Source organism: Limnobacter sp. (genome assembly GCF_036846585.1).
GTDB lineage: Bacteria > Pseudomonadota > Gammaproteobacteria > Burkholderiales > Burkholderiaceae_B > Limnobacter.
The window spans coordinates 1-12,763 of sequence record NZ_DAIUBR010000049.1 but is presented as its reverse complement, the minus strand read 5'-3'; the positions used below and the strand labels follow the sequence as shown (position 1 = coordinate 12,763).

General features: G+C 54.3%; 10 protein-coding genes. 6 read left to right on the top strand and 4 right to left on the bottom strand.

Annotated features, from left to right (window positions below; all coding sequences use genetic code 11):
- The coding region (locus V7028_RS14695; protein WP_334120830.1) for an Ig-like domain-containing protein at window positions 1-661 on the top strand (661 nt) is incomplete at its 5' end.
- A 23-nt stretch (window positions 662-684) separates the two neighbouring features.
- Window positions 685-2,733, top strand: coding sequence for a TolC family protein (locus V7028_RS14690; RefSeq protein WP_334120829.1), 2,049 nt, complete (start codon window positions 685-687; stop codon window positions 2,731-2,733).
- Window positions 2,734-2,737: 4 nt separating this feature from the next.
- On the opposite strand, the gene V7028_RS14685 is transcribed toward V7028_RS14690, so the two are convergent.
- The 4 genes from V7028_RS14685 to V7028_RS14670 all read right to left on the bottom strand — a co-directional run bounded on the left by V7028_RS14685 (window position 2,738) and on the right by V7028_RS14670 (window position 8,312).
- Window positions 2,738-3,826, bottom strand: coding sequence for an asparaginase domain-containing protein (locus tag V7028_RS14685; RefSeq protein WP_334120828.1), 1,089 nt, complete (start codon window positions 3,824-3,826; stop codon window positions 2,738-2,740).
- Window positions 3,798-5,240 (bottom strand): DNA recombination protein RmuC, encoded by a 1,443-nt coding sequence (rmuC, locus tag V7028_RS14680; RefSeq protein WP_334120827.1) that lies wholly within the window; start codon window positions 5,238-5,240, stop codon window positions 3,798-3,800. The genes V7028_RS14685 and rmuC overlap by 29 nt, the downstream gene beginning before the upstream one ends.
- Window positions 5,241-5,243: 3 nt before the next feature.
- Window positions 5,244-5,729, bottom strand: a complete 486-nt coding sequence (locus V7028_RS14675) for a group II truncated hemoglobin (protein ID WP_442918754.1) — start codon at window positions 5,727-5,729, stop codon at window positions 5,244-5,246.
- Window positions 5,730-5,810: 81 nt separating this feature from the next.
- Window positions 5,811-8,312, bottom strand: coding sequence for an ABC transporter permease (locus V7028_RS14670; protein WP_334120826.1), 2,502 nt, complete (start codon window positions 8,310-8,312; stop codon window positions 5,811-5,813).
- 218 nt (window positions 8,313-8,530) lie between these two features.
- Between V7028_RS14670 and V7028_RS14665 the strand changes: the two genes are divergently transcribed.
- Genes V7028_RS14665 through V7028_RS14650 form a run of 4 tightly spaced genes read left to right on the top strand, consistent with a single transcriptional unit; the run spans window position 8,531 to window position 12,713 of the window.
- Window positions 8,531-10,567, top strand: coding sequence for an NADPH-dependent 2,4-dienoyl-CoA reductase (locus tag V7028_RS14665; RefSeq protein ID WP_334120825.1), 2,037 nt, complete (start codon window positions 8,531-8,533; stop codon window positions 10,565-10,567).
- A 15-nt stretch (window positions 10,568-10,582) separates the two neighbouring features.
- Window positions 10,583-11,077, top strand: coding sequence for a DUF4442 domain-containing protein (locus tag V7028_RS14660; protein ID WP_334120824.1), 495 nt, complete (start codon window positions 10,583-10,585; stop codon window positions 11,075-11,077).
- Window positions 11,078-11,106: 29 nt separating this feature from the next.
- Window positions 11,107-12,279 (top strand): iron-containing alcohol dehydrogenase, encoded by a 1,173-nt coding sequence (locus V7028_RS14655; RefSeq protein WP_334120823.1) that lies wholly within the window; start codon window positions 11,107-11,109, stop codon window positions 12,277-12,279.
- A gap of 20 nt (window positions 12,280-12,299) precedes the next feature.
- Window positions 12,300-12,713 (top strand): acyl-CoA thioesterase, encoded by a 414-nt coding sequence (locus V7028_RS14650; RefSeq protein WP_334120822.1) that lies wholly within the window; start codon window positions 12,300-12,302, stop codon window positions 12,711-12,713.
- Window positions 12,714-12,763 lie beyond the last annotated feature (50 nt).

The following is a 12,763-nucleotide window of genomic DNA, read 5'->3' as shown; positions in this document are numbered from 1 at the left end:
ACCTCCCGTTGATGAACAGGAAGAGGAAGACTGCGAGTGTCCGCCGCCGCCCACATGCCCACCCGTTCCACCTGTGGACGAAGAGGAGAAGTGCGAAACACCGGTGGATGCGGTGGACGATTGCGCAAGCACCCAAAAAGACTGCCCGGTGGTCATTGATGTTTTGAAAAATGACATCGGTGGCGATGCCATGGAAATTATTGAAGCATCTGCTGAAAATGGCACTGTTGAGATCAAGGACGGCAAGCTCCACTACACACCCAACGAAGGTTTTTGTGGTGAAGATGTAATCAGCTACACGATCGGCGAAGAAAACTGCCTGACGGATACTGCCTATGTCTACATGAACGTCGAATCCGGAGATACATACGACTCTGGAAACGAATGTGATGAGCCCACCGATGGCAGCGACTACCCGGGCGAAAGCTATGGCGACGGGAAAGTGGCCATGCATGATCAGGAATATTCCTCATCACCTTACGACGCAGACCAACTGTTCGCTGATCATGCCGATCAAATCGATCAGGTTCTGCAAGACAAACTGGATCAAATCAGCAGCATGGTTCAAGGCAAATCAAGCTGGAGCTCAAGCTTTGAAGCCAGTAGTTTCGAAGCTTCGACCAGTGCCACACCTACCGAAGAACCTGTCGCCGCCTGCTGATGCACCCACTTGAACGAGTTAACATGAACACACGCCAAACCCCCAACACCCGATTGAAAACCTTGCCAGCGTCCATTGTACTGGCCCTATGCACATTGTGTGCCCCCGCCAGCTGGGCTCAACAAGTCCAGGAAATACCTGAAGTGCAATCACTTGCACCTACAGAAAACGTTGCCCCTGCCCCTGCCGCCAGCCAGCCCCCCAACCCACTGCAGCAAAGCGTTATCAAGGGTTTGCAAAACAGCCCCACCTTGAGTGCCGATGTGCACGCGCTTGAAGCACAAATGGAAGAATCGAATGTCGTGTTTGGCACACTGCTGCCCACAGTCGATGCGCGTGGCTCTGCGGGGCGCGAACGCACCCGCATTGAAGACGCAGACACCCGAACCTACAATGCCAACTCGTACGGCATTGAAGCCCGCCAGAACCTTTACAACGGCTTTGCCTCACACGCTCGCTATTTCGCATCCTATTCGGGTGCCATGCAAAGCTATTACCGTTATTTGAACAAAGCCAATCAGGTCGCTTTCGATGCCTCCAGTTCCCACGTGGATGTTTCCCGATTTCAGGCACTAACCCGTTTGTCTGAAGACAACCTGAAATACCACCAGGACCTGATGAACCGGATCGAAGAAAAAGTGAAAAGCGGCGTGACCCGGCAATCCGATCTGGAGCAGGCACGCAGCCGCTACACACTGGCACTTGGCAATTTGGCCACCGAAAAGGCCAACACATTTTCAGCCATGGCCAATTACCAGCGCATCACCGACACGGTGTGGCCTGTGAACCAGGCTGGCGAGTACGTTGTTAACGCCAACTTTGAAGTGGAAAACCGCGAACGCCTTGTGTTCGCCTTGAACAATCACCCATTGCTGAAGGCTGCCAACGCACAGATCAGCGGGGCCAAGCAGGAAGTAACGGCCGCCAGCGAAGGTTTCCACCCACGCGTCGACCTGCGTGCGAAAACCGATGTGTACAGTAACTATTTGTCCACGTTTGATGAACGTCAAATTTCCTCAGTGGATTTGCTGGCAACGATCAACCTGTACCGGGGCGGCTCTGACAACGCATCGCGCAACGCCGCCATCAAGCGACGCCTGCGCAGCCTGGACGACAAGCTAACCGTTTGCCGCGCAATTCGGCAGTCCACGCAAACGTCGTTGTTCGACGTGGTCAGCTCACAGAAAAAGCTGAACTACTTCCGTGAACAGGCTGCGGCCATTACCAAGGCGCGTGCTGCCTATGAACAACAATTTGCCGTGGGCCGCCGCAGCCTGCTCGATTTGCTGAGCGCAGAAAACGAGTATTACCAGGCACAACGGGCACTGATCAACATTGAAGCCGACCTCAGCATTTCCAAACTGAAACTGCTGGCGGCAACAGGGCAACTGACCACATTGTTCGCCGTCGATGAGCTGGTGCAGGCCGACGAGCCGACAAGGCGCGAAGTGATTCTTTACAAAGAACAAAGCCAGACAGGTGCGGAAGCAGAAGGTTGCCCGGCCAGCCTGATCAATCTGGAAGACTTTGACCTGCCCAACATCGGTTTTGACGAAGCATTGAAGTCTGTGGATGCAGCCCCCAGCCTTGCTCCAATTGAACTGGCACAGCTTGATAATGGCGTGGCAGGGCAGCAAATTGCAGCATTTGGTGACCCTGCCGAAGTGTCAAAAAGCCTGATCGACAAAACGCAATCCTGGGCGAAGGCCTGGGAGAACAAAGACGTGAACAGCTACATTGCGTTCTATGCACCCAACTTCAAACCTGAAGAAGGCAGCTATGAAGCATGGGAAACAAATCGCCGTGAAAGAATTTCAAAAGCCCAGCAAATTGATATTGAAATTTCTGAATTGCAGGTTGTTCCAAGTTTTGACCAACCTGACGAATACGAAATCAGTTTTGTTCAAGACTATCGGGCAAAGTTCTATCAGGAACGGTCAAGAAAGGTATTGACCTGGAAAGAAAACAAAGGCATTTGGCAAATTATTCGTGAACAAAACTTGCCCATGAACACGGCGACCACACCGAACAAGAAAAACCTGAATCTGGCAGAGGCGCCCAGCGCACAATAAGCCATCAAACTGAAAGGCTGTGGGCCAAAACTCGCAGCCTTTCGTACATCACGCATTTGCTCAGGTTTAAACCACCGGCCTCGGAAAAAACAGCATTGCCTCCCTGAACTGGTGCTTGCCTGAACGCGTCCAGCGCATCAAATTCACCTCCCTGTTCCACACCGCCTGCAATCACCCGGCTGGCGCGCACCACACTGACACCATTGAGCAACAAGCGGCGCAACACTGGCACACACGCCTCGGGAATATTGCCGTGGCCGGGCGCGGCAACCACCACCGATGCAGGCTTGCGATTCAGCAAATCAGTCAACTGACGCAGCGGCCCATTGCCCGGGGTACAAAACACAACGGGCACTTCCATGGCTTCAAACAGCGGATGCCGGGTTGCTGTGGGATCAAACAAACTTGCAAATTGGCCCTGTACACCGGAATCTTCTGACATTTCAAGCGCATTCCGGCTTAACAGCCATTGCGTGTTGGCCAATACAGAATAAGGTCCGTCAAAGGCATCCAGCCCGGCGGTGCTTTGCTTTTCAACACGATGCGCCGGGGTGAACAAGCCTTGCATGCACAAACCAAATGGCATTGCACTGTGCCCTGAAACATCGGCATTTGTGCTTAAACACTGAATAAGGAACTCAAATGCACCGCTGATGTTACCCGGCCCATCAGCCTGTTCGTGATCCGAAGGCAACATGGAACCAGTAAACAACACAGGCTTGCCCAATGCATGTGAAGGCACAGTAAGATGCAGGAAGTAGAGCATGTCTTCCATGGTGTCGGTGCCGTGGGTCACGATGATGCTGTCTATTTCAGGTGATTCAAGCAAACGTAGAAGCACCGCGCGAAGCTGCAGCATGTGGCCCAGCTCCAGGTTCTGGCTGCCAATACTGTAGGGTTGCTCAAAATGCCATTGCGCACGGCGTAACAGCCCCGGAATACCCATTACCAGGCTTTCACCACTGCGCTGGGCAGACGAATAGGCCCAAGAAGTTTTCGAATCTTCGGTCATGGTGCCTGCAATCGTGCCACCTGTGGCCACAAAAGCCACGCGCGGCAAGATATCAGGTGTTTGCGGGTGCATCGTCATCATCAAGCGGGTCCACTTTGGAATCGTTGAATCCTAGAACAGTCAGTGCATCTTTCTCGGGCAACTCGTCCACACCTTTCAGCTTGCGCTGCATGGCACGTGAACGCACCTCTGCACCTTCAATATTTTTCGCTGCTTTCTCAAGTGTGTCGCGGGTTTTGGCGAGAATGTCGCCGAATTTTCCGAATTCGGTTTTCACCGCGCTGAGTACGGTCCAAACCTCGCTTGAACGTTTTTCCAGTGCAAGCGTTTTAAAGCCCAGCTGGAACGCGTTCAACAGCGTGGTCAAGGTAATGGGTCCAGCCACGGTAACCCGGTGCACGCGCTGCAAATCGTCCACCAAACCGGGGCGTTTCACCACTTCGGCGTACAGGCCTTCGGTGGGCAAAAACAGAATACCGAAATCAGTCGTGTAAGGCGGAGCCAAGTATTTTTCGGCAATGGTTTTGGCCTCGGCACGAATGGCCATTTCAAGAGCTTTGGACGCCACGGCCACACCCTCGGCATCGGCCCGGTCAAAGCATTCCTGCAAGCGCTCGTACTGCTCCTTCGGAAATTTGGAATCGATGGGTAGCCACACGGGTTGATCGTCTTCCTTGCCAGGCAAACGCACCGCAAATTCAACAATGTTATTGCTGCCAGGTACAGGCTTGATGTTGCGGCCAAATTGAGAAGGCGTCAGCATTTGCTCCAGCAGTGCCTGCAACTGCACCTCACCCCATGTGCCGCGGCTTTTCACGTTGGTCAACACGCGCTTCAAATCGCCCACACCAGTGGCCAAAGTTTGCATTTCACCCAAGCCCTTGTACACCTGCTCAAGCCTTTCACTAACCTGCTTGAACGATTCGCCCAAGCGGGTTTCCAGGGTGGCGTGCAATTTTTCATCCACCGTTTTGCGCATCAACTCCAGCTTGCTGGCGTTGTCTTCCTGCATGTCTTTCAGCTTTTGTTCAACCGACAAACGGATTTGCGTAAGCTGGTCTTGAATCAGGGTGTTGGTGCGGTGCAGTGTTTCAGAAAACTGGTTGAGCTTTTCTGATTGCAACTGGTTGCCCTGTGTGAACTGCTGCACGATTACCTGTTGCAGGCCATGCGCGGCCTGTTGGCTTTCCGTGCGCGCCTGCGCGAAGGTTTGCTGAAGTAACTCGGCCTGTTTGCCTTGGCGAGCCTCGATGTCCTGGTTCACCAGCCGCAATTGTTTTCCCAGTTCTTCAGATACAAAACGCTGTTGGGCCTGGGCGTCCATCACCTCATCCAGATTGGCCAGCACTTTTTGCTGAAACTGGGCAAGCTCGGCAGAATTGTCGGTCGACATTTTGCGGTACACCACCCACAAGCCGACCAGTACCAACACCAGCAAAAACAGCAATACCCAAACCAACGCACCAGCCAATTCACCCGACAATGAAGCCTCCATGCTTTATTCGCCCTTGATGGAAATGGTGTTCAAGCCCTTCGCACTGCCTTCGGGGTCGGGTTTGTTGCGCATCCAGTCGGCTGTGCGGAAAAATGAAAGCATCAGCCCTTCAATTACCTTCTCGGGCAATGCCATGGCACGCAAGGCATTCACCATGCACAGCAACCACTGGTCGCGGTCTTCGCTGGAAATCGGGAAGGGCATGTGGCGCATGCGCAGGCGCGGGTGGCCAAACTGGGATGAATACAAATCGGGGCCGCCAAGCCAGCCCGACAAAAACAGGTAGAACTTTTCGCGGGAATGGTCCAGGTGCGCAGGGTGCAGTTTGCGAATGCGCTCGAAGCTTGGGTTTTGATCCATTTCATCGTAAAACAGATCAACCAGCTTGCGCACGCCCGCCTGCTGTTCCTCGGGCGTGTTGCCGAAATAAACAATGGGCGGTTTGGGCTGTGCGTCGATTGGATTGGTGGGTGATTCGGTCAAGTTCATGGACATGCAAGCCTGAAATATGGGTCAAGAAATTCGTTCATTCAATGCCCACATTGTACCTGCCAAGCCAGGCGTAAACCTTCAGGCTGTGGCCTGTCGAAGTGTTTGCATTACTGGTGCGCGGCACACCTTGTTAACCGACCAAGCCCCGAAGAACACCGACACCACCGCACCCGCCACCACACCGGCCACAATGTGCAGGGGCGACAGGAAGTATTCAAATTCGAACACAAAGTGCGCAACACCCCAACCCAGCCCCTGTGCGGCCATGGCGGCCACCAAACCGGCCAGCGCACCCAGCACGGAAAGTTCAAGCCATGCAGCACGTTGCAACTGTGCCGTCGAGGCACCCATGGCGCGGTAAATAGCCGCCTCGCGGGTGCGAACTCGTGCGCCTGTCATCACGCAGGCCACCACCACCAAGCCACCGGCCGCCACAGTAAACAGGAATACAAACTGAACGGCCTGCCCCACCTGCCCCAGAATTTTGCGTAGCTGGGTGATCACCAATTCCGTGTCCAGCACAGTCAGGTTGGGGTATTCGCGCACCAGTTCACGCGACACGGCAATGGCCTTGTCGTCTTGCAAACTGACCGAGGTAATCCAGGTTTGGGGGAAACTTTCCAACACCCTGGTGGGGAAAATCATGAAGAAATTCACTTCCATCGAATCCCAGCGCAATTCGCGAACGCTGGTAATTTCTACAGTCAACGGTGTGCCTGCAATATCAAAGGTAAGTTTGTCGCCCAGGCCAATACCAAGCGTTTGGGCCACGCCGTCTTCAACGGATACTTCAGTTTTCACCGCGGCTGCGTCAAACCACGCACCTTCGGAAAGGGAGTTATGCGTTGGCAGCGTGTCGGCAAAGCTCAAATTCAGTTCGCGCTCTACGGTATTGCGTGCACGCTCATCGGTGAAAGTGTCGGCGGTAATGTTTTCACCGTTGATGGCGCTTAAGCGCCCCCGCACCATGGGGTACAGGCGAACCGGGCTAAGGCTCGCGGTGTTCAGTTTGTCCTGAACACCCTCCACCTGGTCGGGTTGAATGTTGAACACAAAACGATTCGGTGCATCTTCGGGAACAGCTTCCTGCCAACGGTCGATCAGGTCGCCCTGCACCACGGCAAGCATCAACAAGGCAGCAAGGCCCAGCGCAAGGCTGACACCTTGCAACACCAGCGTGCTGGCGCGCCTGGACATGCTTTGAACTACCGCAATGTGGGTGCCTTTGCCAATACGGCCCTTTCCGATGAAAGCCAGCGCCTTGAGCAAGCCCCAAAACAGCAAGGCAAACACCAGCGACGTGCCCACAAAACCGGCAAACAACAGAAGTGCTAGCACCAGGTTGTTCACAATCAACAGGCAAACCCCAATGGCGGTGAACACGCCAAACAGCACCGACAACACGAGTTGCCCACGGCTGCTTTTCAGGGTTTGGTGGCGAATCACCGCCACCGCAGGTGCGCGCAATGCATACCATGTGGGCACGGCCGCAAAGCCGAGCAACAACAGCGCTGAAAGCAGCATGCCCATGGGCAGGTAATGTAAACCCGCCAAAGGCAAATCCACACCCACCAGCTCAGCCAATAAGGCAAGCAAGCCCCAGTGCGCCACCCAGCCCAGCGCCACACCCAATGCACCTGCGCCCAACGTTAGCATGCCCATGCCAATGGCCCACATGCGCAACAGGCGCTTGGGGGTGTAACCCAAACTTTTCAGCACAGCCAGTTCACCGGCCTGTTCTTTGGCAAACAAATGCGCCACCAAGGCAATGCCCACGCAAGCGACCATGGTGCCAATCAATGCCGCCATGGCCAGAAAATCGTTGGCGCGTTCAAGGGTGTTGCTTACCTCTGGGCGGCCGTTTTCCAGTGTTTCAACTTCTTCAACTGGCGACAACACAGGCGTAAGTTCAGCGATCAACTGGTCAATCACGGGCTGGGGGCCAGTGAAATAAATTCGCCAAGTGGCGCGCGACCCCAAACCCAGCAGCTTCGATTCTTCAAGGTCCGCGGTATTCATCATGACGCGCGGTGCAAAGTTGACAAAGCCACCACCACGGTCGGGCTCCACAAGAATGACCCGGGTCACGGGGCGGGTAATTTCACCCACTTGTATTTCGTCGCCCAATTCAACATCCAGCGAACCCAGCACGCCCTGGTCCACCCACAATTCACCTTGGGGTGGGCCACGGGCAATTTGCTCATCCTTTCCCTGCGCATCGCGCACGGTCATTTGGCCCCGAAGCGGGTAGCTATTGTTCACTGCTTTCAGGGACACCAACAGGTCGACACGGTCTGCGGGCACCACACTTGGAAACACCACGCTTTGCGCTTGCTTCAGGCTTGAATACTCGGGTTTGTCCAACACAGGCAACCATTTGGCGCCACTGACATTGCGTTTGGACTCGATCACCAGGTCGCCGCCCAGCATTTGGCTGGCGTCGCGCACCAAGGCCGCTTCAATTCGGGCAGAAAACACGCCTACCGATGAAATGGCAGCCACGGCCAACACCAAAGCCACAAACAAAATGCGAAACGATGAACGGCGAGACTGCCGTACCCAATACTGGAAAGACTGCATGAAAGAGACGCTTGCGGGGTAAAACACCAGTTTAGGACAAAGCCGGGGGCAGCAGGTTCCCCCGTTTATTGCAGCGCAGTAATTTCTTCATGAAGAAAACACGCAAAAAAATGACCGATCGTGCTATTTTGAGTACCGACTCCAACAATAAAAATTTCTTTTAAGTAACATAAGTCAATACATTACAAAAAACTACCGATTTTTAAGGAGACGGTAACGTGTCTGATGCATTCCCCCATTTGAATTCTCCGCTCGACCTTGGTTTTACCACCCTGCGTAACCGCATCATGATGGGTTCGATGCACACCGGCCTTGAAGACAAGTACAAAGAATTCGACAAATTAGCAGCCTATTTTGAAGCCCGAGCCAAAGGCGGCACCGCCTTGATTGTGACAGGCGGCTTTTCACCCAACCTGGAAGGCTGGCTGTATCCGTTTGCATCCAAACTGAGCAGCAGCGGCGCGATCAAGCATCACAAAAAAGTAACCGAGGCAGTCCACAGGCACGATGGAAAAATTGTCATGCAGTTGCTACATGCTGGCCGTTATTCCTACCACCCGCTCAGTGTTTCTGCATCGAATGTGAAGTCGTCGATCAACCCCTTCAAGCCTCGCGAAATTGGCGACTTCGGCATTCGCCGCACCATTGCCGCATTCGCACGTTCTGCAAAAATTGCCCAGGAGGCAGGCTACGACGGCGTGGAAGTGATGGGTTCCGAAGGCTACTTCCTGAACCAGTTTGTATGCAAACGCACAAACCATCGAACCGACCGCTGGGGAGGTTCAGTTGAAAACCGCGCACGTTTGCCAGTGGAAATTGTTCGACGCATTCGCGAAACCGTGGGTGAAAAATTCATCATCATTTACCGCCATTCCCTGCTGGATTTGGTAGAAGGCGGCAACACCTGGAACGAAGTCAGCACAATTGCCAAGGCCGTGCAGGATGCCGGTGCCACCATGCTGAACACCGGCATTGGCTGGCATGAAGCACGCGTGCCCACCATTGTTACTTCTGTTCCCCGTGCTGCATTTGCTGAACTGACTGCCCGCCTGAAGAAGGAATTGCGCATTCCCGTGATTGCATCGAACCGCATCAACAAACCCGATGTGGCAGAAAAATTGCTGGCCGATGGTGCCTGCGACATGGTGTCCATGGCCCGCCCCTTGCTGGCCGACCCCGACTTTGCCATCAAGGCCAAAGAAGGCCGCGCAGATGAAATCAATATTTGCATTGCCTGCAATCAGGCCTGCCTGGACCACACGTTCAGCATGAAACGTGCATCGTGCCTGGTGAACCCACGCGCCTGCCACGAAACGGAGATTGTGGAACAGCCACTGGTGCGCAAAAAGAAAATTGCCGTGGTGGGCGCAGGCCCTGCTGGTTTGGCATCTGCCACCGAATTGGCACGCCGTGGGCACAGCGTGACCTTGTTCGACAAAGCCGACGAAATTGGTGGGCAGTTCAACATGGCCAAACAAATTCCTGGCAAGGAAGAGTTTTACGAAACCATCAACTACTTCAAGCGTCAACTGGAGCTGAAGAAGGTGGACGTGCGAATGAACACGGTTGTCGATGCCGCGCTGATTTCCAAAGAAAAATTCGACGAGGTTATTCTGGCCACCGGCATCAAACCCCGCACGCCCGGCATCGAGGGCATTGACCACCCCAAGGTGATGAGCTACATCGACGTGCTGCTGCACAAAAAAGCAGTGGGCCAGAAAGTAGCCGTGATTGGCGCAGGCGGCATTGGCTTTGATGTGTCGGAATACCTGACACACGACTTTGCCCACCCTTCCCCTACGCTGGATCTGGAAAGCTGGAAAAAGGAATGGGGCATTACTTTCGATCCGAACAACGCAGGCGGCATTGACGGCATGCACCCACAACCCCCCAAGCCCGCACGCGAAGTGTGGCTGTGCCAGCGCAAAGACGAACCGTTGGGCAAGCGCCTTGGGAAAACGTCTGGCTGGGTGCACAAGGCCAGTTTGAAAAGCCGCCGTGTGCACTTCATGCAGGGTGTTGAATACTTGAAGATCGATGACCGTGGCTTGCATGTAATGAGCGCGCACGGCCCGCAAATTCTTGAAGTAGACAACATCATTGTGTGTGCCGGACAAGACCCGCTGCGCGAACTGGTGGAACCAATCGAAGCGCTGGGTGTGCCCGTGCACCTGGTGGGTGGCTCATCGGTTGCAGCAGAACTGGATGCAAAACGCGCAATCAATCAAGCCACTCGCCTGGCTGTAACCCTGTAAAGGCAGACCTGAAAAATGACACAAAAATCGATGCTGCAAAAGGTGTATGCGCAAGTTGACAAACTACCCACCCCTTTAAAAACCCGCGCCTTTACTTTGCTGTTTGGCCGTGCGGTGAAATACTTCAAAACCACCGGTTTGAAGTTTGAATGGATTGAGCCCAACCATTCCATCGTGGTGATTAAAAACCGCCCAAGCGTGCAAAACCACCTTGGCACCGTGCATGCGGTGGCCATGATCATGATTGCGGAATCGGCCACCGGCGCACTGGTCGGTTTGAACGTGCCAGCCAACGCCATACCCGTGATCAAACGCATGGAAGTGGATTACCGCAAGCGGGCAACGGGTGACATGCGCGCCGAGGCCATGCTGACCGCAGAACAAATCACCATGATGCAAACCGAAGAACGTGGCGAGGTGGATGTGGCGGTGACCATTACCGATGGCGAAAGCAAAGAACCGATCTTTGTTCGCGCAATTTGGGCGTGGACCCCCAAGCGCAAAGGCTAAAATAAAAGAAACAGAAAGGAGACAACAGCATGGCACCATTTGAATTCAGAACCGTGAACCGCATTGTGTGCGAATCGGGCAGCTCTGTTCGAATGGCGGACTTGCTGGCACCCTTGCTGACGCAACAGGGCATCAAAACCGCGCGAATTTTCATGCTGGTGGACCCGTTTATTTCTGGCACCGCCACCTTCAAAACCATTTGCGAGAACTTGGTGTCCGCTGGCCATGCCGTTCACATTTGCAACGACGTAGAACCCGACCCGCCTGAAGCCTTGGTGCACCGGGTTACTGCATTGGCAATGAATTTCAAAGCCGATATGGTGGTGGCCATTGGTGGCGGTTCTACACTGGATGTGGCCAAGCTGATTGCCATTTTGGCGCGCGGCAAACAAGATTTAAAAGTCATGTACGGCGTGGGCAATGTGCACAGCGATCGCCTGCCCCTGGTGTTGGTGCCCACCACCGCAGGCACTGGCAGTGAAGTAACCCCCATTTCAATTGTAACCACGGGCGTGGACACGAAAATGGGCGTGGTGTCGCCAGTGTTGTACGGTGACCTGGCGGTGCTGGATGCAGATTGGACCCTCAGCCTGCCACAACACGTAACCGCCGCAACCGGCATTGACGCCATGGTGCACGCCATTGAGGCCTACACCAGCAAACGCCTGAAGAACCCCTACGCTGATTTTCTGGCCTGCGAGGCACTGCGCCTGCTGGCTGCCAACCTGCACACCGTGTGCAAGGAACCGGCCAACCGCGAAGCACGCCAAGCCATGATGCTGGGTTCTTGCATGGCAGGCCAGGCCTTTGCCAATGCGCCTGTAGGTGCCGTGCATGCATTGGCTTATCCAATTGGCGGCATTTTCCATGTGCCGCACGGCTTGAGCAATTCACTGGTATTGCCCCACGTGTTGCGCTTCAATTTGCCTGCGGCTGAACAGCAATACGCTGAACTGGCACAGGTGTTGAAGCTGGGTCATCACGGCGACAGCCAAATGCAACTGGCGCAAGCCTTCATTGACTACACGGCAACACTTTCACCTTCCACCGGCTTGCCGGTAGGGCTTCGAGAAGTGGGCCTTGCCGAGAAAGACTTACCCACAATGGCCAGCGCCGCCATGCTGCAAACCCGCTTGCTGAGCAACAACCCGCGAGAAGTTGGCGAGGCAGATGCACTGGCCATTTATCAAGCCGCTTATTAAAACAATTTCAAAATAAACCCATGACCACTTTGGCCCAATACCCCCTGCACCAACTGGTTCAAACCCGTTGGCACGACAACGACATCTACGGCCATGTAAACAATGTGGTGTACTACAGCTACTTTGACAGCGTGGTGAACCGCTACCTGATTGAGCAAGGCGGGCTGGACATTCACAACAGCGATGTGGTGGGTTTTGTGGTGGAAAGCCAGTGCAAATACCTAAAGCCACTGGCCTACCCGGAACCCGTTACAGCAGGCCTGCGCGTGGGCAAGCTGGGCAACAGTTCCGTACGCTATGAACTGGGCCTGTTCAACGCCACGGGCGAATTGTGTGCCGAGGGTTATTTCATTCATGTGTTTGTGAACAAGGCGAGCAACACACCCACGCCCATTTCTGATCATTTGAGGACTGCTTTGAGCAAGCTGTTCTGAACCGCCCCGGTTTTCGTAGAGGCCAATTTGCTTAAGTGCAGGTTTGTTCG